Origin of the sequence: Bosea sp. ANAM02, assembly GCF_011764485.1 — a bacterium.
In the GTDB taxonomy this organism is placed as follows: Bacteria; Pseudomonadota; Alphaproteobacteria; order Rhizobiales; family Beijerinckiaceae; genus Allobosea.
The window spans coordinates 3,148,810-3,171,318 of the sequence record NZ_AP022848.1; the positions used below are offsets into that span (position 1 = coordinate 3,148,810).

Annotated in this window: 19 protein-coding genes; 9 read left to right on the forward strand and 10 right to left on the reverse strand. The window is 67.3% G+C overall.

The window, feature by feature from the left end; genetic code table 11:
- Positions 1 to 49: 49 nt before the first annotated feature.
- Entirely contained in the window at positions 50 to 919 is an 870-nt protein-coding gene (locus OCUBac02_RS15090; protein ID WP_173046714.1) for an AraC family transcriptional regulator, read from the reverse strand.
- Between OCUBac02_RS15090 and OCUBac02_RS15095 the strand changes: the two genes are divergently transcribed.
- The 5 genes from OCUBac02_RS15095 (at position 918) to rpmG (ending at position 5,757) form a co-directional block, all read left to right on the forward strand.
- On the forward strand, positions 918 to 1,328 hold the full coding sequence (locus OCUBac02_RS15095; protein ID WP_047577695.1) for a DUF2000 family protein: 411 nt from the start codon (positions 918 to 920) through the stop codon (positions 1,326 to 1,328). The genes OCUBac02_RS15090 and OCUBac02_RS15095 overlap by 2 nt on opposite strands.
- 423 nt (positions 1,329 to 1,751) lie before the next feature.
- A complete protein-coding gene (gene rnr, locus OCUBac02_RS15100; protein ID WP_173046716.1) occupies positions 1,752 to 4,106 on the forward strand; it encodes a ribonuclease R in 2,355 nt (784 codons plus the stop codon).
- A complete protein-coding gene (locus OCUBac02_RS15105) occupies positions 4,106 to 4,549 on the forward strand; it encodes a DUF983 domain-containing protein (RefSeq protein ID WP_173046718.1) in 444 nt (147 codons plus the stop codon). Before rnr ends, OCUBac02_RS15105 begins: the two co-directional genes overlap by 1 nt.
- Complete coding sequence (locus OCUBac02_RS15110) at positions 4,549 to 5,283, forward strand: NUDIX hydrolase (RefSeq protein ID WP_173046720.1); 735 nt, start codon at positions 4,549 to 4,551, stop codon at positions 5,281 to 5,283. The genes OCUBac02_RS15105 and OCUBac02_RS15110 overlap by 1 nt, the downstream gene beginning before the upstream one ends.
- Positions 5,284 to 5,589: 306 nt before the next feature.
- On the forward strand, positions 5,590 to 5,757 hold the full coding sequence (gene rpmG / locus OCUBac02_RS15115; RefSeq protein ID WP_038367996.1) for a 50S ribosomal protein L33: 168 nt from the start codon (positions 5,590 to 5,592) through the stop codon (positions 5,755 to 5,757).
- A 264-nt stretch (positions 5,758 to 6,021) separates the two neighbouring features.
- Here the strand turns inward: rpmG and OCUBac02_RS15120 are convergent, their stop codons facing one another.
- The 5 genes from OCUBac02_RS15120 to OCUBac02_RS15140 form a co-directional block, all read right to left on the reverse strand.
- On the reverse strand, positions 6,022 to 6,336 hold the full coding sequence (locus OCUBac02_RS15120; protein ID WP_173046722.1) for an I78 family peptidase inhibitor: 315 nt from the start codon (positions 6,334 to 6,336) through the stop codon (positions 6,022 to 6,024).
- Between the two features lie 87 nt (positions 6,337 to 6,423).
- Positions 6,424 to 7,110, reverse strand: a complete 687-nt coding sequence (locus OCUBac02_RS15125) for a DUF2161 domain-containing phosphodiesterase (RefSeq protein ID WP_173046724.1) — start codon at positions 7,108 to 7,110, stop codon at positions 6,424 to 6,426.
- Between the two features lie 215 nt (positions 7,111 to 7,325).
- Positions 7,326 to 8,759 (reverse strand): NAD(P)(+) transhydrogenase (Re/Si-specific) subunit beta, encoded by a 1,434-nt coding sequence (locus OCUBac02_RS15130; RefSeq protein ID WP_173046726.1) that lies wholly within the window; start codon positions 8,757 to 8,759, stop codon positions 7,326 to 7,328.
- 13 nt (positions 8,760 to 8,772) lie between these two features.
- Positions 8,773 to 10,347 carry a Re/Si-specific NAD(P)(+) transhydrogenase subunit alpha gene (locus tag OCUBac02_RS15135; protein WP_173046728.1) on the reverse strand — a complete coding sequence of 525 codons (1,575 nt, stop codon included), beginning with the start codon at positions 10,345 to 10,347 and terminating at the stop codon, positions 8,773 to 8,775.
- Positions 10,348 to 10,509: 162 nt separating this feature from the next.
- Complete coding sequence (locus tag OCUBac02_RS15140; protein ID WP_244638951.1) at positions 10,510 to 11,076, reverse strand: TetR/AcrR family transcriptional regulator; 567 nt, start codon at positions 11,074 to 11,076, stop codon at positions 10,510 to 10,512.
- Positions 11,077 to 11,262: 186 nt separating this feature from the next.
- Between OCUBac02_RS15140 and OCUBac02_RS15145 the strand changes: the two genes are divergently transcribed.
- From OCUBac02_RS15145 to OCUBac02_RS15160, 4 genes are all read left to right on the forward strand, one after another.
- Entirely contained in the window at positions 11,263 to 12,489 is a 1,227-nt protein-coding gene (locus tag OCUBac02_RS15145) for an efflux RND transporter periplasmic adaptor subunit (RefSeq protein ID WP_173046732.1), read from the forward strand.
- A 266-nt stretch (positions 12,490 to 12,755) separates the two neighbouring features.
- Positions 12,756 to 15,887, forward strand: coding sequence for an efflux RND transporter permease subunit (locus tag OCUBac02_RS15150; RefSeq protein ID WP_173046734.1), 3,132 nt, complete (start codon positions 12,756 to 12,758; stop codon positions 15,885 to 15,887).
- A gap of 60 nt (positions 15,888 to 15,947) precedes the next feature.
- Positions 15,948 to 16,214: a hypothetical protein gene (locus OCUBac02_RS15155; RefSeq protein ID WP_047580314.1), complete on the forward strand. Its 267-nt coding sequence runs from the start codon at positions 15,948 to 15,950 to the stop codon at positions 16,212 to 16,214.
- A 17-nt stretch (positions 16,215 to 16,231) separates the two neighbouring features.
- Positions 16,232 to 16,516, forward strand: a complete 285-nt coding sequence (locus OCUBac02_RS15160; protein WP_173046736.1) for a hypothetical protein — start codon at positions 16,232 to 16,234, stop codon at positions 16,514 to 16,516.
- A gap of 67 nt (positions 16,517 to 16,583) precedes the next feature.
- Here OCUBac02_RS15160 and OCUBac02_RS15165 read toward each other — a convergent pair whose 3' ends face one another.
- From OCUBac02_RS15165 to glpK, 4 genes are all read right to left on the reverse strand, one after another.
- Positions 16,584 to 18,185 (reverse strand): sensor histidine kinase, encoded by a 1,602-nt coding sequence (locus tag OCUBac02_RS15165; protein ID WP_348521633.1) that lies wholly within the window; start codon positions 18,183 to 18,185, stop codon positions 16,584 to 16,586.
- Positions 18,182 to 18,886 (reverse strand): response regulator transcription factor, encoded by a 705-nt coding sequence (locus OCUBac02_RS15170; RefSeq protein ID WP_173046740.1) that lies wholly within the window; start codon positions 18,884 to 18,886, stop codon positions 18,182 to 18,184. The genes OCUBac02_RS15165 and OCUBac02_RS15170 overlap by 4 nt, the downstream gene beginning before the upstream one ends.
- A 10-nt stretch (positions 18,887 to 18,896) precedes the next feature.
- Entirely contained in the window at positions 18,897 to 20,465 is a 1,569-nt protein-coding gene (locus tag OCUBac02_RS15175; protein WP_173046741.1) for a DUF4153 domain-containing protein, read from the reverse strand.
- A 416-nt stretch (positions 20,466 to 20,881) separates the two neighbouring features.
- A complete protein-coding gene (gene glpK / locus OCUBac02_RS15180) occupies positions 20,882 to 22,384 on the reverse strand; it encodes a glycerol kinase GlpK (RefSeq protein WP_173046743.1) in 1,503 nt (500 codons plus the stop codon).
- Between the last annotated feature and the right edge of the window lie 125 nt (positions 22,385 to 22,509).

Below are 22,509 nucleotides of genomic sequence, written 5' to 3' on the forward strand. Positions count from 1 at the left end.
GCTTCAAGCATGGAGGCGGCGGGCGGGGCAAGCGGGCGGGGCGCAGGTCTCAGGCCCGGATCTGCCGTTGCAGAGCCCGCCAACGACCCGGCGTGACGCCATAGGCGCGGCGGAACTGGCGGGTGAAATGGCTCTGGTCGGCGAAGCCGCAGGCGAAGGCCGCGTCAGCCAGAGCGGCGCCTTCCGCTATCATCCGGCGGGCGCGTTCGAGGCGGCGCATCACGAGGTAGTTATAGGGGCTGGTGCCGAAGGCGGCGCGGAACTGGCGCGCCAGGGCGAAGCGGTCGAGCCCGGTCAGGGTCTCCAGCCGACTTGAATCGACGGCCTCGGCCGCATGGATATCGAGATAGTCGCGTGCCCGCTCCAGCATCGTTGCATCGAGCCGGGATGAACCGGCGCTCCCGGCAGCGGGATCGAGCGCGAGCAAGGCCTGGGCGAGCCGTTCGACCACATCGTCGGCCGCCAGCGGATCGAACGGCTGGTCGAGATCGCGCAGCGCGCGGGCGATCGCCGCGACGAGCCGAGGCTCCTGCGAAACGGCTGTGGATATGAAGGGCAAGGCATGGCCGCCCTCGCCCATCGCCTGCCGGATCAGGCGCGGCTCGACATAGAGCATGCGGTAGCGGAAGCCGCTCTCGATGCCGGAGCGGCCGTTATGGACCTCGTCGGGATGCAGGACGATGGCCTGGCCGCCGAGGCTGTCGCACCTGGCGCCGCGATAGTCGAAGGACTGCACGCCCGAGAGCGTCAGCCCGAAGGCATAGGTGTCGTGGCGGTGCGGATCATAGGCATAGCCGCGGAAAAACGCCTCCATGCGCTCGATGCCGTCAGTGCCGGTGCCGAGCCGGACCCAGTCCCGCTCCGGCCCGCACGATCGTTCAAGACGGGCCTTGCCGGCCTCGGTTAGCGATATGTCCATGCGTTACGATACCAAGATCGCCATCGTGGTTCGCGATGATCTCGCAACCTGGCAAAAACTCAACGTCGCCAGCTTCCTGGCCGGCGGCCTTGTCGGAACCGCCCCGGAACTCGCGGGCGAACCCTATCAGGATGCGTCCGGCCGCTTCTACGGGCCATTGATCCGCCAGCCCGTCCTGATCTTCGCCGCGAGCGGCGGCGAGCTTACGAATGTGCTGCAACGGGCGCAGCAACGCGGCGTCCGGCCGCATCTCTATACGAAAGAGCTGTTCGCGACCGGCAACGACAGCGACAACCGTGCCGCTGTCGCTGCGGTGGCGACGGATGCGCTCGATCTCGTCGGCCTCGGCCTCCATGGCGAGCGCAAGGAGATCGACAAGATCACCAAAGGGCTGAAGCTGCACGGATAGCGCCTTGGTGATCGTGCCTTCACCGCAGACATCCCTGCCTCATTGCTGTGCAATGGAAGAGCCGGCTCACCGGTTTCCAACCCCGAACGCGACTTTGGTCGGGCTCGTCCAGCGCATTTTTTGGCATTTACGAGTCCCGCAGAATCGCCTTAGCCTCTTTCTTGTCGGTAACAACTGAAAGGAGGTGATCCAGTGTCTCATTGTCATCAACCGCTGGTGCAAGGCGGGCGGACCTGGACCTCTTCTTGCTGGGGTTTCTATTCCGCGTGAGTTTTCGCACCTTCAGATCCGGTTCGCCGGGTCGCGGTTCGGCAATGGAAGGGCAGCTCGCAAGGGCTGCCCTTCTTGCTTTCGGGCGGCTAATGCTGGCGCATGGCCGCGAGCCGTGGCAGACAGGCGGCGTGTCACGCTTTTCCCTGCCCAATGCCCCGAGTACCGGCCGTGTCCGTTCCTGATCCGAGCCGCGAGGCCGTTCTCGACTTCATCGAGGAAGAGCGCGCCGCCGGCCGCGAGGTCGGCCGGCGCGAGATCGCCAAGGCCTTCGGCCTCGATGGCGGCGGCAAGATCTGGCTGAAGCGCCTGCTCAAGGAACTGGCCGAGGACGGCGAGATCGGCGGCGACGGCAAGGAGCGCCCGGTCCATCCGCGCGGCGCGCTGCCGCCCGTGCTGCTCTCCGAGATCAAGCGCCGCGACCGCGAGGGCGATCTCGTCGCCCAGCCGCTGGAATGGGACGAGGCGGAGAACGGCGCCCCGCCGCAAATCCTGATCGAACGCTCCCGCGAGGGCCGGCGCAAGGACAAGTCGGCCGCGCCGGCGCCGGGCGTCGGCGACCATGTCATCCTCAAGCTGACGCGGCTGCGCGGCGTCGAAGGCTTCGGCTATTCCGGGCGCGTTCTCAAGGTGATGGGCAAGGCCCGGGCCGCCGTGCTCGGCATCTTCCGCGCCCTGCCCGACGGCTCCGGCCGGCTCGTGCCGATCGATAAGAAGGCGCTAGGCCGCGAGGCGATCATCCCGAAGGGCCGCACGGCCGAGGCGCAGGACGGAGATCTCGTCTCGGTCTCGTTACGCCGCGAGAGCCGCTTCGGCCCGCCGGAGGCGCATGTCCGCGAGCGGCTGGGCTCCATCAAGTCGGAGCGCGCGGTCAGCCTGATCGCGATCCATGCCCACGGTATTCCGCATGAATTCCCGCCGGCCGCGCTTCAGGAAGCAGCGAACGCGCCGCTTGCCAGCCTGAAGGGCCGCGAGGACTGGCGCGAATTGCCGCTCGTCACCATCGATCCGGCCGATGCCAAGGACCATGACGACGCGGTCCACGCCGTGCCGGACGACAGCCCGTACAATCCCGGCGGCTTCGTCGTCACCGTCGCCATCGCCGATGTCGCGGCCTATGTGACGCCGCACTCTGCGCTCGACCGCGAGGCGCTGGAGCGTGGCAACTCGGTCTATTTCCCCGACCGCGTCGTGCCGATGCTGCCGGAGCGGATTTCGAACGATCTCTGTTCCCTGCGGGAGCATGAGGACCGGCCGGCGCTCGCCGTGAGGCTCGTGCTCAAGGCGGACGGCTCGAAGAAGAGCCATTCGTTCCACCGCGTGCTGATGCGCTCGGCGGCGAAGCTCTCCTACCAACAGGCACAGGCCGCCATCGACGGGCAGACCGACGAGAAGACCGCGCCGATCCGCGAGAGCGTGCTGATGCCGCTCTGGGCGGCCTATGGCATCGCGGCGCGTGCCCGCGACCAGCGCCAGCCACTCGAGCTCGATCTCCCCGAGCGCAAGCTGATCCTGAAGCCCGACGGCTCGGTCGACCGCGTCATCGTGCCGGACCGGCTCGCGGCTCATCGGCTGATCGAGGAATTCATGATCCTCGCCAATGTCGCGGCGGCCGAGACTTTGGAAAAGGCGGGCAGCCTCCTGATCTATCGCTGCCATGACGAGCCCTCGCTGGAGAAGATGCGGGCGCTCGGCGAGGTGCTGGCCTCGATCGGCATCAAGCTGCCGCAGGACGGGGCGCTGAGGCCCGTGCTGTTCAACCGCATCCTGGCGATGATCAAGGGCTCCGAGAACGAGACGCTGATCAACGAGGTCGTGCTGCGCACGCAGGCCCAGGCCGAATACGTCGCCGAGAATTACGGGCATTTCGGCCTGAACCTGCGCCGCTATGCCCATTTCACCTCGCCGATCCGGCGCTATGCCGACCTGATCGTGCATCGCGCCCTGATCACGGCGCTGAAGCTCGGCGATGACGGCCTGCCGAAGAGCACGACGCTCGCGGAATTACGCGAGGTCGCGACCCGCATCTCGGCGGCCGAACGGCGCGCCATGGCGGCCGAGCGCGAGACCACCGACCGCCTGATCGCGCATTTCCTCGCCGACCAGATCGGCGCGAGCTTCGACGGGCGCATCGGCGGCGTCACCCGGGCCGGGCTCTTCGTGAAGCTCGACGGCACCGGCGCCGACGGCTTCGTCCCGGCCTCGACGCTGGGCGGCGACTACTATCGCTATGACGAGGCGGCCCATGCCCTGATCGGCGAGCGCACCGGGGAGAGCTGGCGCCTCGGCGACCGCGTCCATGTCAAGCTGGTCGAGGCGGCGCCGGTCGCGGGCGCCCTGCGCTTCGAAATCCTCTCGGCCGGACGGAAGATGACGGCAAGCGGCGCCGGCAGGCGGCGCGGCGGCGGAGCGCCCTTCGGAACGAGCCGGCCGGCGGCGAGCTTCGGCAAGAAGGGCAAGCCAGGCCGGGCCAAAAGCGGCAAGAGCAAGCCCGGCAAGAGGCGGTGATGGGCGTCCGGATCCACAGCGCGGATGGGCATCTCGACGCACGAGACTGGCGCCAGGCGGTGGCGCGCGGTCTGCGCGGCCGCTGCCCGCATTGCGGCCAGGGCCGGCTGTTCCGCGCCTTTCTGAAACCCGTCGATCGATGCGAGGTCTGCGGCGAGGACCTGCACCACCAGCGCGCCGACGACCTGCCGCCCTATATCGTGATCACGATCGTCGGCCATATCATCGTCGGCGGCCTGCTGCTGGCCGAGAAATTCGCCGATTGGCCGATGTGGCTGCACATGACGGTCTGGCCGCTTCTCACCATCATCCTGTCCTTCGCGCTGATGCAGCCCGTGAAGGGCGGCGTCGTCGGCCTGCAATGGGCCGTGCGCATGCATGGCTTCGGCGGCGAGCCCGACAAGCCCGAGCGCCAGCCTTTACCTCCTTCGGATTCATGCTGATGACCGACCACACCGTCACCCTCACCCAGGCCGAGCGCGCACGCACCACCGCCAACCAGCGTCCCAAGGACGCGGCGACCATGATGATCCTGGATCGTAGCCTCGCGCGACCCAAGGTGCTGATGGGCAAGCGCCATGCGAGCCACAAGTTCATGCCGGGCAAATACGTCTTCCCCGGCGGGCGCGTCGATGCCGGAGACCGGCAGATGGTCGCGACCGGCGCCGTGCCGCAGATCTGCGAGGACCGGCTCGGCAAGCGCTGCCTGCGCCCCGGCGCCGGCAAGGCGCGCGCTCTGGCGATGGCCGCGATCCGCGAGACCTTCGAGGAAACCGGGCTGCTCTTCGGCTCCGACGAATTCGGCACGCCGGATGTCGCGCCGTCCGGGAGCTGGAGCGAGTTCGCTGCGCAAGGCGTCTATCCCGATCTCTCGGCGGTGACCTTCGTCGCCCGCGCGATCACGCCGCCACGCCGGCCGAAGCGATTCGACACCCGCTTCTTCGCGATCGACGCCTCCGCCGTCGCCAAGCGGATCGACGGCATCATCGGCCCCGATTCGGAACTGGTCGATCTGGTCTGGGTCGATTTCGACGAGGCCAAGGAGCTCGACCTTCCGACGATCACCAAGGTGATCATCCAGGAGGTCGAGGCCCGGATCGAAGGCGGTTTCGCGCCCTATCTGCCGGTCCCTTTCTATTGGGAGAAGCGCGGCAGCTTCGTGCGCGAGGAGCTTTGAGAAGGCCGCCGGGAAGCAGGCCGAGCCCCAAACCAGGGTCATTCCGGACACAGCGAAGCGAAGATCCGGGATCCATTCCGGAGCATTTCCGATAAAGGTTCCGGAATGGAACCCGGGTCTCCCTGCGGTCGCCAGGGATGACGTTTCATGAAGAATGGCCTCTTCTCGAAGCCCGGGCGCCGCCAAGCTATTCCTCCTTGACTTCGCCTGCCCTTTGCGGCATTTCCCGCGCTGACGGTTTGCCGGGCTCGCCCGGCCATTTTCTTTTCCGAGGGCCATCGGCCCGCATGGTTCGAGGATAGACCCATGGCCAAGGCCGTGACGATCAAGATCAAGCTGCTTTCGACCGCCGACACCGGCTTCTTCTACGTGACGAAGAAGAACTCGCGCACGATGACCGAGAAGATGTCGAAGAAGAAGTACGACCCCGTCGCGCGCAAGCACGTCGAGTTCAAGGAAACAAAGATCAAGTGAGGCCTGGCCTCCCGATCTGATTTCGCTTTGAAAAGCCGCCCGTCAGGGCGGTTTTTTCGTTTGGGACATCTTGAGCTTCGGCACCGGCCAGATCGCCTGCCTTCCGGACGGAAGCGCCCCTGTCTTAGCCTTTCGCCCTGCAAGGATGGAACGTCATTCCCAGGCTTGACCCGAGAATCTCCCGCAGGAAGGGGCGCCTTTCCGTCCAGGGATGCTCGGGTCGAGCCCGAGCATGACGGCTACGGCATCGGACTTTGCCGCCATCTATCCGCAATACGCCCGGACGATCCTGCCGGTCTTCGCGTCGGTCTCGATGGTCACGCGCTCCCGGCGATAATCCATCGTCACGCCCTGCCCCGGCCGAATCTGTCGGACGATGGTCGCGCCGGTGAGCTGCTGCGCCTGGGAATCGCTGACGCGAGCCTTACCCGCCAACGCCTCGGCCGCGTCCTCGCGGCACATTCCGGGCAAGCCTGGCGCGGCCGTGACCGGCGCTTGCTGCGCGTCGCTCTGGCAGGCTGCCAGCGACAGAGCAACCAGCGACAGGGCACCCGCCGCCAGAAATTTCCGCGCCGTCATCCATCACCCCTTTTCAGTCCATCCGAAGGATCGCCGGAGGCTGTACGATCGCGATGAGGCGCAGCCATGGCAAGGGGATGACTGAGCTCAGGCCGCGATCCCCGCCACCTCCGATATCGCCGGGAGCTGGGGCTGCCATGTCGCGAGCGCCTCGCGGCCGGCCTCGGTCAGCACGTAGACACCGCGCCCGGCGCGCTCGAACCAGCCATAGACATTGCGGTGCAGGATCTTCTGGGCATCCGGGCAGGACGGCTTGAGGTCGCGCGGCCGCTTCGGCTCCAGCGCCATCGCGGCCGCGCAGGCCAGCGCCTGCTGGCGATAGGCCGTCATGATCGGCTTGCGCGTGCCGCCGCCCATGGCCGGGTCGCCCTGCCGGCGCTTGTGCTCCTCCACCAGCCGTGAGCGCCGGCGCGGGTCCTTGCGCGGTGTCGGCGCCGCCGGCGATACGAGGATGACGACATCGCCGGCCCTGGAGACGCCGAGCAGGCCGAAGCCGAGACGCCGACAGAGATTGCGATAGCGCGGATCGCTTTCGCGCCCCTTGCCCCGGGCGGAAAGCTGGGCGGCGAGCCAGATCTCGTCGCCGAGACTGAGGCGGTCCACGCCTTGGAGGATGAGTTCGAGATTGAAGCTCAGCTTCAATTCGCCGATCACGACGACCGATGGGTCGCCATCGCGAAGCCCAACGAGATCGCAAGGCCCGATCTCGCCCTTCACGGCATAGCCGAGCCCTTCGAGAAAGCGCTTGACGGGCAGATAGAGCGACGTTTCCACATCCACCTCCGGAGAGCAGGCCGCCATCATGGCCCGCCAGTCGTTTCGGAGAGGCAAACGCCGGGAGTGGCCGGCGCCGTCGCGAACGGTTGACGGCCCTGGCAAACCGTCGAATCACGCCCGCTGCGCTGCCTCCGGAAGCAGCCCAATCGCCGTCGTCTCGCGGCGAACCGCGGCCCGCTCTTTGCAGGCCGCGATTCCGCTTCAGCCCTATCTCAGGCGATCTTCGGCAGGAGCTCGTCGAGGCTCTTCTTCGCGTCACCGTAGAACATCCGCGTGTTCTCCTTATAGAAGAGCGGGTTCTCGATGCCGGAATAGCCCGTGCCCTGGCCGCGCTTGGAGACGAAGACCTGCTTCGCCTTCCAGACCTCCAGCACCGGCATGCCCGCGATCGGCGAGTTCGGATCCTCCTGCGCCGCCGGATTGACGATGTCGTTGGAGCCGATGACGATCGCGACATCCGTCTCGGGGAAGTCCTCGTTGATCTCGTCCATCTCCATGACGATGTCGTAGGGCACCTTCGCCTCGGCGAGCAGCACGTTCATATGGCCCGGCAGGCGGCCGGCGACCGGATGGATCGCGAAGCGAACCTCCTTGCCGGCGGCGCGCAGCTTGCGCGTCAGCTCCGACACGGACTGCTGCGCCTGCGCCACCGCCATGCCGTAGCCGGGCACGATGATGACGCTGTCGGCCTCGTTGAGAGCGGCTGCGACGCCGTCGACATCGATCGCGATCTGCTCGCCCTCGATCGCCTGCGCCGGTCCGGTGGTGTTGCCGAAGCCGCCGAGGATGACCGAGATGAAGGAGCGGTTCATCGCCTTGCACATGATGTAGCTGAGGATCGCGCCCGACGAGCCGACCAGCGCGCCGACGACGATCAGGAGGTCGTTGCCGAGCGTGAAGCCGATGGCGGCGGCCGCCCAGCCCGAATAGCTGTTCAGCATCGAGACCACGACCGGCATGTCGGCGCCGCCGATGCCCATGATCAAGTGGTAGCCGATGAAGAAGGCCAAGAGCGTCATCAGGAAGAGCGCCCAGAAGCCCGCCCCCTGCACGTAGACGATCAGCAGCAGCAGCGAGAGCGCGGCGGCGCCGGCATTGAGCATATGACCGCCGGGCAGCTTCTTCGCCTTGCCGTCGACCTTTCCAGCGAGTTTGCCGAAGGCGATGATCGAGCCGGTGAAGGTGACCGCGCCGATGAAGACGCCGAGGAAGACCTCGACCTTCAGGATCGAGATCTCGACGCCGGTCTTGTGCGCCAGCACCCCGGCGAAGCCGGTCAGCGCCGCGCGTGCGGCGGGTTCGAGCGCCTGGACGGTACCGAGCTCGATATGCGCGTTGAAGCCGATCAGCACGGCAGCGAGGCCGACGAAGGAGTGCAGCGCCGCGACGAGCTGCGGCATCTCGGTCATCTGCACCTTCATCGCCACCTGCCAGCCGATGGCGGCCGCGATGGCGAACATGACGAGGACGAGCCAGAGCTTGCCGCTGCCCGGGCCGAAGACCGTGGCGAAGACGGCGAGCGCCATACCGACGATGCCGTACCAGACCGCGCGCTTGGCGCTTTCCTGGTTGGAGAGGCCGCCGAGCGACAGGATGAACAGGATGGCGGCGGAGATATAGGCCGCGGAAACGATACCGATGCTCACGTCCGAGCCCCCCTCAGGACTTCTGGAACATGGCGAGCATCCGGCGCGTGACCAGGAAGCCGCCTACGATGTTGATGGATGCGATCAAGACCGAGATCATCGCCAGGATGGTGACGATCCAGCCCGAGGAGCCGATCTGCAGCAGCGCGCCCAGCACGATGATGCCGGAGATCGCGTTGGTGACCGCCATCAGCGGCGTGTGCAACGAATGCGACACGTTCCAGATCACCTGGAAGCCGACGAAGCAGGCGAGCGCGAAGACGATGAAATGGCTCATGAAACTCGCCGGCGCGTAGGCGCCGATGATCAGCATCACCACCGTGCCGACGGTGAGCAGCGTGAGCTGCGAGCGGGTCTGCTCCTTGAAGGCGGCCGCCTCCAGAGCGAGCTTCTCCTCGCGGGTTAGTTCCTTGGCCTTCTCCTTCGGCTTCTGCGCCGCGATCGCGGCCACCTTCGGCGGCGGCGGCGGGAAGGTGACGGCGCCCTGGAAGGTCACCGTCGCGCCGCGGATGACGTCATCCTCCATGTTGTGGACGAGCTTGCCGTCCTTGGCCGGCGTCAGGTCCGTCATCATATGGCGGATATTGGTGGCGTAGAGCGTCGAGGACTGGGCCGCCATCCGGCTCGGGAAGTCGGTATAGCCGACGATGGTGACGCCGTTCGGCGTGACGATCTTCTGGTCGGCCTTGGTCAGTTCGCAATTGCCGCCGCGCTCGGCGGCGAGGTCGACGATCACCGAGCCCGGCTTCATCGCCTCGACCATGTCCGCGGTCCAGAGCACCGGCGCGTCGCGGCCGGGGATCAGCGCGGTGGTGATGACGATGTCGATCTCGGGGGCGAGCTCGCGGAACTTCTTGAGCTGCGCCTCACGGAACTCGGGGCTGGACGGGGCGGCATAGCCGCCGGTCGTAGCGCCGTCCTGCTGCTGGCCCTTGAAGTCGAGGAAGACGAACTGCGCGCCCATCGATTCGATCTGCTCGGAGACCTCCGGGCGCACGTCGAAGGCATAGGTGATGGCGCCGAGCGAAGTCGCCGTGCCGATCGCCGCGAGACCGGCGACGCCGGCGCCGACCACCAGCACCTTGGCCGGCGGCACCTTGCCTGCCGCCGTGATCTGGCCGGTGAAGAAGCGGCCGAAATTGTTGCCGGCCTCGATCACCGCGCGATAACCGGCGATGTTCGCCATCGACGACAGGGCGTCCATCTTCTGGGCGCGCGAGATGCGCGGCACCATGTCCATGGCGATGACGTCGGCGCCCTTGTCCTTGCAGAGCTCCAGCAGCTCCTTGTTCTGCGCCGGATAGAAGAACGAGATCAGGGTCTTGCCGGCCTTGAGGCGCTCGGCCTCGGCCGTCTCCGGCGGGCGCACCTTGGCGATAACGTCGGCTTCGTCCCAGAGCGCTGCCGCGGTCTCGACGACCGTCACGCCGGCAGCACGATAGGCGTCGTCCGTGAAGCCGGCCGCCAGGCCCGCGCCGGCTTCGATCAGGCAATCATAGCCGAGTTTCTGGAGCTGGAGCGCGCTGTCGGGCGTCATCGCCACCCGCGCCTCGCCGGCGAAGATTTCCCTGGGTGTTCCGATCTTCACAAGCACTCTCCCCTCGACCGCGGCAACGGCGCTGCAGCGTGACGCATTTGTAGAGGCGACGCGCGGCGGCGGGCAAGTCGGCAGAGGCCGGGAATGTCGGGCGCGCCGCAGCGCGATCGCCTTACGTCAGCAACGCGAGGGCCAGCACGGCAGCCGCGTCGGTCATCCCGCCTTCATCGCCGCTCCCTGCAGGAACACGCCTAGGCAGAGCCGCGCGTGCCGGGCACGGTCTTCGACCGTCAGCAGCCGGTCGCCGGGAAAGCGCTTGATCAGTACCGAGAAGATCATGTCCATCAGCATGCGGGCCAAAGCATCAGCCGGAAAGGCGCGAAGCTCGCCGCGTGCCTGCCGGGCGGCGAGCCAATCTTCGAGAAGGCGTCGCGCCGGCTCTGCCCCCTCCTGCTCGATCATCTCGCCGATCTCGCTGAAGCGGTCCGAATCGGCGAGGACGAGCCTGACGAAGGCCAGCCGATCACGATTGTCGATCTCGTCGATATCGAGCCGGAAGATTGCGGCGAGCGCTTCCAGCAACGGCAGATCCTCGCCGTCAGGTCGCGGCAGCGCCAGCATCGAACGCCGGTGATCGGCCATCATCACCCGGAACAGGTCGGTCTTGGCCGGGAACAATTGGTAGAGCGTGCGCTTCGAGACGCCGCAGCGTGCCGCGACCGCATCCATCGTCGTGCCGCCATAGCCGACATCGAGGAACAGGTCCCGCGCGGATTGCACGATCCGCTGCCGCTCCGTCTCGTCGGAACGCGTCTTGGGCCGCCCGCGCCCCCGGGGCTGTGCCGCTGTATCAGCCGTTTTTGTCATCTGTCACACGCGCGTCCGTCATCGCGCCGCATTCTTGAGTTTGACAGTCTGGGAAATCAAGAGATAAGAAACCCGATAGTTTCCAAAAAGAGAGCCCGCATGCCGGCTAAGCGCGCCCCCTCCTCTTCCCACCACGCCCTGCCAGGCGCGCTGCTGCTCGCAGCGCTGCTGGCCGCCTGCAATTCCGAGAAGGCGGCTGCTCCGCCACAGCAGCCCCAGCTCCAGGTCAGCGTCGTCACGCTGCATCCGCAGCCCGTGGCGATCACGGCGGAGCTGCCGGGCCGCGTTTCGGCCAGCCTGATCGCCGAGATCAGGCCGCAGGTGAACGGCATCATCAAGTCGCGGCTGTTCCGCGAGGGCAGCGAGGTCAAGGCCGGGGACGTGCTCTACGAGATCGACCCCGCCCCCTATCAGGCCGCGCTCGACAGCGCCGTCGCCGCCCAGCACAAGGCCGAGGCCGCCGTCGCCAACGCGCAGGTGCGTGCCGACCGCTACCGCGAATTGCTCCAGCGCAATGCCGGCAGCAAGCAGGATGCCGACGACGCCGCAGCGACCCTGGGCCAGGCCCAGGCCGATGTCGCGGCCGCCAAGGCCAATGTCGAGGCGGCCAGGATCAACCTTGCCTATACGAAGGTCACCGCGCCGATCGACGGGCGCATCGACAAGTCGGCGCTGACGCAAGGCGCCCTCGTCACCGCCAATCAGGCGGCGGTGCTGACCACGATCCGCAAGCTCGACCCGATCAATGTCGACGTCACCCAGTCGAGCACCAACCTGCTGCGATTCCGCAGCGACATCGCCTCGGGGCGGCTGAAGTTCACCGGCCCCAATGTCGCGGTGAAGCTCAAGCTCGACACCGGCGACGCCTATGCCCAGTCCGGCAAGCTCGAATTCGCCGAGGCGAACATCAACGAGACCACCGGCACTTTCAGCGTCCGCGCCGAGTTCCCCAATCCGGAGCGGCTGCTGCTGCCGGGCATGTTCGTCCGCGCCGAGATCCAGGAAGGCATCGCCGAGAACAATTTCCTGCTGCCGCAGCGCGCCGTCGGCCGCAACACGAAGGGCGAGGCGACCGCCAAGTTCGTCTCGGCCGAGGGCAAGGTCGAGGAGCGCGTGCTGGTGACCCGCCGCAACATCGGCAACAACTGGCTGGTCGACAGCGGCGTCAAGGACGGCGAGCGCATCATCGTCGAGGGCGGCCAGCTCGTCCGCCCCGGCCAGACCGTGACCGTCAACGAGGTCAGCGTCGACGAGGCGACCGGCGAGCTGAAATCAGCCAATCGCCGGGCCGAGCTTCCGGCTGATGGCAACACGGCGAAGAACTAGAGGCTGATATGAGCTATGGAAGCGATTTGATGAGGTCAAAACGCCGGAGATGGGAGGAGCGTAGCGCCGCCGATACGTCGGTATCGGCAAGCGATGCGACGCTGCAGCTCCGGCGTTTTCACCTCACCCGAAGGGCGCGGCGCTTTTGCGCGACTGCCGTGTCGTTCTTCGTAGCAAGCCGGAAGGCTTGCGTCCTCGAACTCCTTGCATTCGCGCAAAATCGCCAGCGTCAAACCACTTCCATAGCTCATATCAGCCTCTAAGCCATGTCGCGCTTCTTCATCGAACGGCCGATCTTCGCCTGGGTCGTCGCCATCGTCATCATGCTGGCCGGCCTGCTGGCGCTCCGCACGCTGCCGATCTCGCAATATCCGCAGATCGCGCCGACGACCGTGCAGATCAGCGCCAATTATCCCGGTGCCGACGCGCAGACCGTCGAGAACTCAGTGACCAAGGTCATCGAGCAGGGCATGACCGGCCTCGACAACCTGCAGTATATGACGGCGACCTCGACCTCGACCGGCAACGCCCAGATCACCCTGACCTTCAACAGCCAGGCCGATCCCGACGTCGCCCAGATGCAGGTGCAGAACAAGCTGCAGCTCGTCACCCGGCAATTGCCCTCGGTGGTGCAGAGCACCGGCATCTCGGTCGCCAAGGCCTCCACCGGCTTCCTGATGGTCGTCGCCTTCGTCTCGAAGGACGGGCGGATGTCGACCACCGACCTTGCCGACTATGTCGATTCGACCCTCAACGACACGCTGAAGCGCGTCGAGGGCGTCGGCACGACCCAGCTCTTCGGCGCCGGCTACGCCATGCGGATCTGGCTCGACCCGGACAAGCTGCGCAAATACGCGTTGATGCCCGCCGACATCGCCGCGGCGATCGAGGCGCAGAACACGCAAGTCTCGGCCGGCCAGCTCGGCGGCCTGCCGCAGGTCTCCGGCCAGCAGCTCAACGCCACCGTGACCGCGCTCTCGCGCCTGCAGACCGTCTCGCAATTCGAGAACATCATCCTCAAGAGCGGCTCCTCGGGCTCGATCGTCCGGCTGAACGACGTCGCGCGCGTCGAGCTCGGCGCCAAGAGCTACGACACGGTCTCGCGCTATAACGGCCAGCCGACGACCGGCCTCGCCATCAGCCTCGCGACCGGCGCCAACGCGATCGACACCGCCAAGGCGGTGACCGCCACGATCGAGCGCCTGAAGCAGACGCTGCCCGAGGGCGTCGAGGTCACCTACCCCTACGACACCACGCCCTTCGTGACGCTCTCGATCGAGAAGGTCGTGCACACGCTGTTCGAGGCGATCATCCTCGTCTTCATCGTGATGTACGTCTTCCTGCAGAACCTGCGCGCGACCTTCATCCCGATGCTGGCCGTGCCGGTCGTGCTGCTCGGCACCTTCGGGGTGCTGGCGCTCGCCGGCTATTCGATCAACACGCTGACGATGTTCGCGATGGTGCTCGCCATCGGCCTGCTCGTCGACGACGCCATCGTCGTGGTCGAGAATGTCGAGCGCGTCATGCAGGAGGAGAAGCTCTCGCCCAAAGAAGCCACGATCAAGTCGATGAATGAGATCACCGGCGCGCTGGTCGGCATCGCCACCGTGCTCTCGGCCGTGTTCGTGCCGATGGCCTTCTTCGGCGGTTCGGTCGGCGTGATCTACCGGCAGTTCTCGGTGACGATCGTGACCGCGATGGCGCTTTCGGTGGTCGTCGCGCTGGTGCTGACGCCGGCCCTTTGCGCGACACTGCTGAAGCCGGTGGCTCACCACGGCGAGCGCAAGGGCTTCTTCGGCTGGTTCAACCGCAATTTCGAGCGCACCACCAACGGCTACCGCTCCGGCGTCGCGGCGATGGTCGCGCGTCCGCTGCGCTTCCTGCTCGTCTTCCTGCTGATCAGCGGCGGCATGGCCTGGCTCTTCGCCCGCATGCCCTCCTCCTTCCTGCCCGACGAGGACCAGGGCATCCTGCTGACCAGCGTGCAGTTGCCCGTCGGTGCCACGCAGGACCGGACGCTGCGCGTCCTCGACCAGGTGCAGAAGCACTATCTCGAAAAGGAGAAGGACCTCGTCGAGGGCGTGCTGACCGTCGCCGGCTTCGGCTTCGGCGGCCAGGGCCAGAATGTCGGCCTCGCCTTCGTGCGCCTGAAGCCCTTCGCCGAGCGCAACGGCAAGCAGGCGACGGCCCAGGCCATCGCCGGACGTGCCATGGGCGCCTTCCGCTCGATCAAGGACGGCACGGTCTACGCGCTGGCCCCGCCGGCGATCCAGGGCTTCGGCAACACGGCGGGCTTCGATTTCTACCTGCAGGACATCGCCGGCGCCGGCCATTCCCGCCTGATGGAGGTCCGCAACCAGCTCCTCGGCCTCGCCGCGCAGAGCAGGCAGCTCACCGGCACGCGCCCGAACGGGCAGGAAGATACGCCGCAATACGCGGTCGAGATCGACCAGGAGAAGGCGAGCGCCCTGACCCTGCCGCTGGCGGCGATCAACAACACGCTGTCGACCGCCTGGGGCTCGGCCTATGTCAATGACTTCATCGACCGCGGCCGGGTGAAATCGGTCTATGTTCAGGCCGATGCGCCCTTCCGCATGCAGCCCGGCGATATCGGGCGCTGGTATGTCCGCAACCAGGGCGGCGAGATGGTGCCGTTCTCGGCCTTCTCCTCGGGTCGCTGGACCTACGGCTCGCCGCGGCTGGAGCGCTATAACGGCGCGGCGGCTGTCCAGATGCAGGGCGCCGCGGCGGCAGGCGTCAGCTCCGGTGCGGCGATGGAGGAGATCGACCGGCTGGTGGGGCAGTTGCCGACCGGATTCGGCCACGAATGGACCGGCCTCTCCTTCCAGGAGCGCCTGTCCGGCAGCCAGGCGGTGGCGCTCTACGCCCTCTCGATGCTGGTCGTCTTCCTCTGCCTCGCGGCGCTCTACGAGAGCTGGGCGATTCCCTTCGCGGTCATGCTCTCGGTGCCGATCGGCATCTTCGGCGCCCTGCTCGCAGCGACCATCTTCGGCCAGACCAACGACGTCTATTTCAAGGTCGGCCTGCTGACGACGATCGGCCTGGCAGCCAAGAACGCGATCCTGATCGTCGAGTTCGCGATCGAGCAGGAAGCCCAGGGCAAGGGCCTGGTCGAAGCGACGCTGGAAGCGGCGCGACAGCGCCTGCGGCCGATCCTGATGACCTCGCTTGCCTTCGTGCTCGGCGTGACGCCGCTCGCGGTTGCGACCGGCGCGGGCTCGGGCAGCCAGAACGCGATCGGCATCGGCGTCATGGGCGGCATGATCGCCGCGACCGTGATCGGCGTGTTCTTCGTGCCGCTGCTCTATGTCGGCGTCGTGCGCCTCGTCCGGCGCCTGCGCCCGGCGGAACCGGCCCCGGCAACCGCCCCCGAGTGAATGACAGGGGCGCGGCCGGCAACGGCTGCGCCCTCGCGATGAAGCTGCTAGAGTGCGGCGATGACCGATTTCCCCGACATCATCCGCTCCCCCCTGTCGCAGAGCTTCACCCATGACGGCCTGACCGTGCGGGTCGAGATCTACAAGATCGAAGGTACCGACGGCTGGACGCTCGAGCTCATCGACGAGGAAGGCGGCTCGACCGTCTGGCAGGACGCCTTCGCCACCGATGCCGACGCCTTCGCCGAATTCACCGACGGCGTCGAGCAACTCGGCCTAGACCGGCTGATCGACCCGGACGACGACGACCTCGCCACCGTGCACTGAGCCGCCGGCACACTGCCATGCGCTACACCGATGAACTCGATGGGCTTCGCGCGGCCCGCGACAACGTTCGCCGCCGGATCGCGGAGCGGCTGGCGCTGGAAGCGGGCGCGGCTGCCGATGGCGCATCCCTCGAAGCCTGGTTGATGGCCGCCGACGCGGCGATCGCGGCCTGGGAGACCGAGGGCGAGGAAGCGCAGGATTCGCGCGCCTTCCGCCCAATAGGGCCGCTTCAGGATCTGCTGGCGGACCATGCCGCGCTCGTAGAGCGGATCGCTGATACGCTCGACCGGCGCCTGTCCTGATGCTCCAGGCCTTTGATTTTGCATCGGCTTTGTCCGAAAACCGCGTTTCACTTTTCGGGCCGATGCTCTAAGCCAGCGGCAGCAACACCGCGAAATGCGCGCCGCGCTCGCTCTCGACCAGCGTGATCGAACCGCCATGCGCGGTCAGCATCGCCTGCACGATGGCGAGCCCCATGCCGGTACCACCACTGTCGCGCCGCGTCGTGAAGAAGCTGTCGAAAACCTGCGCCCGATTGTTTGGCGATATGCCCGGCCCGTCATCGCGGATGTCGAGGCGGAGCGCTCCGCCTTCCCGTGACACGTCGATCGCGAGCCGGCCGGCCCCATTCTGAAGCGCATTATCCGCCAGATGCGCCAGCACGATCCGCAGGTTCTCCAGCGAGATCGCGACCGGGCTCCCCAGCTCACCGCGAGCCTCGATCGCAAGCCCGGAGACGACCGACCGCAACGCCTCGATGGCCGACCCAACGGCAATATCGCCACCGGTCGGCGGCCCTTCGGCGCGTGCAAGCTCGCGCAGGCGGTTGGTGATCACGGTCAGTCGTTTGGCGTCGGCGGCGATGTTGTCGAGGAAGCGTCGGCGCTCGGCATCGGTCATCGCACGGCTGTCGACATCGTCGCGCAACAGCTCGGCGGCGCCCTCGATCGAGGTCAGCGGCGATTTCAGTTCGTGCGAGACATGGGCGGCGAAGGTCGCGACGAAATCGGAGCGGTTGGCGAGGGCAGCGGCCATGTCGAGGAAACTCTGCGAGAGCATCGCGAATTCGGCGGTGCCGTGGTGGTCGAGCGGCCGTAACGCTTTGCGATCGCCCTTCCCGATCGCATCCGTGCGGGCGATCAACTCCTTGACCGGCCGCGTGATCGTGCGGTGGAAAGCGAGCCCGATCAGCAGGGTCAGCACCGCGACGGAGAGACCGGCAGCAGCGACCTTGCCCTTCTCCTCGTAGAGATGGCGGAAGACGTTGCTCGGCGTGCGCGAGGCATAGAGCACGGCGGCGACGCGCCCATAGAGCACGACCGGCATTGCCGTGAACACCCGCACGCCGGTGCCGCGGCTCAGCGAGTAGATCGGCGGCGGCTCGTTCTTGGAGACGCGCAGGCGCAGCATCGCGGCGAAGCGCCCCTTCAGTGCCTCAGCCACCTCCTCGACATGGGCGAGCGACTGGCCGAGCTCGCCGCGCCCGGCGATGACGACGCCCTGCGGATCGAGCAGGCGGAAGCCGGCCAGCGTCACCTTCTGCGTCGCGACGAGAAGCGGCTCGATCCGCGCGCCGGCGGCGCGATAGGCCTCGCTCGCCGGAACGGTTGCGGCCTGTGCCTCCGGACGGCGCGGCAGCAGCCGGTCCCGCGCCAGATCGAGCGATGGCAGCAGCGGAGTGAGTTCTTCGCTGCCATACCGCCCGGTTTCCGGCGGAACCTGCATGCCCAGCGACGTCCGCTCCGGCAGATGGGTTCGCATATCCTGCTGGATCGTAGCGGCCAGGGCCGCGCTCTGCGCGATCAGCTCCGATTCCGCCTGATGCACGAGCTGGTTCTCGTAGATCCGGAAGAAGAACAGGCCGACGAAGGGCAGCGCCAGCACCGCCGTCAGCATCATGAAGACCATCAGGCTCAGGCTCGGCCGCCATTTGGCCTTGACCCGGACAGGTGCCGCGTCCTGCGCGGTCACGCCGGAGCCTCGCATCGCCCCAGCCGGAAGCCCACGCCATGCACCGTCTCGATCGCGCTGTCGCAGCCGGCTTTGGCGAGCTTCGCGCGGATGTTGCGGATATGGCTATCGATCGTCCGGTCCGCGACATGGACCGCCCCGCCATAGGCATGGTCGAGGATCTGCTCGCGGCTGAAGACCTGCCGCGGCCTCGCGATCAGCGCACGCAGGATCGCGAACTCGATCGCGGTCAGCGAAAGCTCCTGCGCCGTGAAGCGGGCGGCATGGGCGCCGGTATCGAGACTGAGGTCGCCCCAGGACAGCAGCGCCTCCACCTCGCTCTCCCTGCACTGACCTTGCCGGACACGCTTGAGGATGACGTTGACGCGCGCGACCAGCTCGCGCGGGCTGAAGGGCTTGGTGACATAGTCGTCGCCACCGATCTCCAGCCCGAGCACCCGGTCGATCTCGTCGTCGCGCGCCGAAAGGAACAGGATTGGCACCTCGGAGGAGCGCCTGATCTGCCGGCAGACCTCCAGCCCATCCATTTCCGGCATGCCGATATCGAGGATGACCAGTTCCGCCGGCTGGCGCCGGAAGGCGTCGAGCGCCTGCACGCCGTCGCGCGCCGTGACCGTGCTCATCCCCGCCTTTTCGAGCGCGAAGCAGATCACGTCCCGGATGTGGCTGTCGTCATCGACCACGAGAATGCGGGGCGCCATGCCGTCTGCCTCAGGAATTGCCCGCCGGCGCGGCCGGATTCGCCTTGAATGGCGCTTCAGCCGTGTTAGCCAAATATCGCGACAGCCGCCATCCGCGAAAGCTCCAGGCGCGCCAGTCGGCATGAATCCGATGATGCTTCGCTGCCATGCGCTCGCGCCGAAACGTCGCCCAGGTCGAAGCGCTCGCCCAGGATGAATGCGGCGAGACATGGCCAGCAGCCGCGATCCGTGGCGCGTAGCGATCGATGGCTGGAATCACGCCAGGCCCGAGGCGGAACAGATATTCGGCATCGAGCGACTGGCCCACACCACGCATCTGGAAAGAGTGCCGGATATTGTAGTTGGCGATCACGACGGCGGTGTCGACGAAGCTGTAGCCATAGAGCGTCAGCGCGAGCGCCAGGGCATTCGCCGAAACGAGCCAGCCGACGCTCCGCCGCGTCAGGATCTGCACGAGTATCAGGACGAGGCCGATCGCGACCAGCAGCATCCAGACGAAGGCGGCGAGCCTGAGCGAGGTCAGCGAATAGGCCGCGACATAGAGATCGAGCCGCAGCAGCGCCGACATGACCAGCATGACGTTCTGGCCGACCCAGGCGAGGACCAGCGGCCGGACCAGCCTGTCGCGCGCCGCCGCGCCGTCCGGGCGCACCGCCATGATCACGAAGGCGGCCGCGAGAAGCGCGGTCACGATCAGCGGATAGGCGCCGCGATGGGCGTAAGCCGCATGGCTCATCCCGGCCGGCAGGGCCGCGCCGCCCCAGAGATAGGCGATGTCCATCGCCGTCTGGATGGCGAAGAGGCCGTTGAACAGGATCAGCGAGCGGCGCACCGTGCGATCGCCGAGCAGTTCCTGCGGGCCGAGCGGCGCCCCGCTCCCGGCCGCCGCGCGGCGCTTGCGGCGCAATGAGCGCATGCGGACAAGCGGCCAGATCAGGCAGAGGATCGCGGCCCAGAACATGGCGCGCCAGGAGAGGAGCTGCTCCAGCATCACGAGGGGATCGAGGCGGTTCAGCCAGCGTTCCAGCAGCGGATTGGCCGAGACGAACAGGGCGGCGAAGACGCCGCAGAGACCGAGCGGAATAGTCCAGCCCAATGCGAGCCCGATGATGCCCTCCCCCTTTCTACCGCGCAGCGAGGCGCACTGCGCACGAACGAGATCGCCGAGCAGCTTGAAAGGGCCGGACAGGGGAAGGCCCAGCGCGGCGCGCAGATGCTCCTGCCATGAGAGCGCCCTCGCGTCGCTCAGCATCCTCGCGAAGACGGCCGTCGCCGTCAGCGCGATCAGGATCGAAAGCGGGCCGACATCCTCGAGGATCGGGAGCAGCCCGGCCCCGAGCAGCAGGAAGGCGCCCATGCGCCGTATCGAGCCGGCGCGCACCCGGTTGAGGCAGGCGGAAGCCGCGGCGAGCGCCAGCAGGAACAGCGCCAGCGACAGACCCACCGCGCGGTCATAGAGCAGGAAATCGGCGAGCGCGACGAGCGCAGCAGCGCCTGTCAGTTGAAGGGCAAGCGATCCTAGCGGTGGCCGCTTTCCGGGATGGAGGGCGGCAGGGTTGTCCGATGCATAGGCTGACATGGGCGCTCGTCTCGGCTGGCGACGCCTTCGGCCGCGGCCGGAGGCCGTATCGGGAAGGCGAGGATTTCGGCACAGGCGGGCGCCATCGTCGCGTCCAACCACCAGCCGTCACGCATGAGCCGGCGCGGCAGTCTCGACGAGAAGAGTGCTGGAGCGATGATGTCCGCCATGCATCATCGATGCGCCGGCCGTTTGCAGCGGGGATCGCCGGGATCGGCAGAAACTCAGGATTTTCGTGCAGGTTTTGTGCAGATCGACGCTTGCCGCCGCGGTCGACACGATCCTCCCTGCCGGCTCGCGCGAGGCGAAGGCGGCGGCTGACGCATGGATTCCGGCTCGCCATTGCAGGCGACCGCTTCGGTGCATCCGGGCTGACGGCCGGCGCTCCGTGCCGAGATCAAGGGCGCAGTGTCATCTCATTTTACGCTCAGCGTCCGCTTTACGCTGTCGCGCCAGCCCGCGACCTTGCGTCGACGCTCGCTCGCCGCCATGGCCGGCGAGAAGCGCCGCTCCAGCCGCCAGAGATCGGCAAAGCGATCGGGCTCCGGCAGCAGGCCGGCATCGAGCCCGGCGAGATAGGCGGCGCCGAGCGCCGTCGTCTCCAGCACGGTCGGCCGGTCGACTGGCAGGTCGAGAATGTCGGCGAGGCGCTGCATCGTCCAGTCGGAGGCGACCATGCCGCCATCGACCCGCAGCACCGACTGCTTGCCCGCCCCGGCTTCCGGCCAGTCGGCCCGCATCGCCTCGACGAGATCGAGCGTCTGGTAGCAGACGCTTTCCAGCGCGGCGCGTGCGAATTCGCGCGGCCCGGAATTGCGGGTCAGGCCGAACAGGGCCCCGCGCGCATGGGCGTCCCAATGCGGCGCGCCCAGGCCCACGAAGGCCGGCACCAGATAAACGTCCTGCTCGGGGTCGGCGGCCTCCGCCAGCGGCCCGGTCTCGCTCGCCTTTTCGATGATGCCGAGCCCGTCGCGGAGCCATTGCACCGCCGCGCCCGCGATGAAGATCGAGCCCTCCAGCGCATATGTGCGCTTGCCGCCGAGCTGATAGGCGACCGTGCTGAGCAGGCGATGCTTCGAGCGCACCGGCGTGTCGCCGGTATTGAGCAAAGCGAAGCAGCCGGTTCCATAGGTCGATTTCACCATGCCCGGCGAGAAGCAGGCCTGCCCGATCGTCGCCGCCTGTTGGTCGCCTGCGATGCCGCGCACCGGGATCGCCGCGCCGAGCAGCTCCGGTATGGTATCGCCGAAATGCGCCGCGCAGTCGCGAACCTGCGGAAGCAGCGCGGCCGGGATGCCGAACAGGTCGAGCAGGTCGGAATCCCAGACGCCGCGGCCGATATCGAACAGCATGGTGCGCGCGGCATTGGTCGCGTCGGTCGCGTGCACGGCCCCGCCGGTCAGGCGCCAGAGCAGGAAACAGTCGATCGTGCCGAAGGCGAGTTCGCCCGCTTCCGCCCGGCGTCGCGCTCCCGGCACGTTGTCGAGCAGCCAGGCGATCTTGGTGGCCGAGAAATAGGGATCGATGCGCAGGCCGGTCCGCTCCGCGACAAGCTCCTCATGGCCGGCCGCGACGAGATTCGCACAGGCCTTCGCCGTGCGCCGGTCCTGCCAGACGATGGCGCGGTGGATCGCGCGACCGGTCCGGCGATCCCAGATCAGCGTCGTCTCGCGCTGGTTGGTGATGCCGATGCCGGCGATGTCCGAAGCGGTCAGGCCGCCCTCGGCGATGGCCTCGCGTGCGGTCGCGAGCACGCTGTCCCAGATATCCTCCGGCTCGTGCTCGACCCAGCCCGAGGCCGGGAAATGCTGCGGAAACTCGCGCTGGGCGCTGGCCACGACGCCGAGCGACGCATCGAACAGAATCGCCCGCGAGGAGGTCGTACCCTGGTCGATGGCGAGGATATGTCTGGCGGCCATGTCGGTTTCCTGCCCCGGTCCCTTGGTTCGGCGGAGACTGGCCGATCAGCCGGTCCCCGCGCAAGCGCGTCTCGTGCGGATGCCCGCCAAGTTTCCGGCCCGGCAAGGTTCTGCTTGGCATGTCG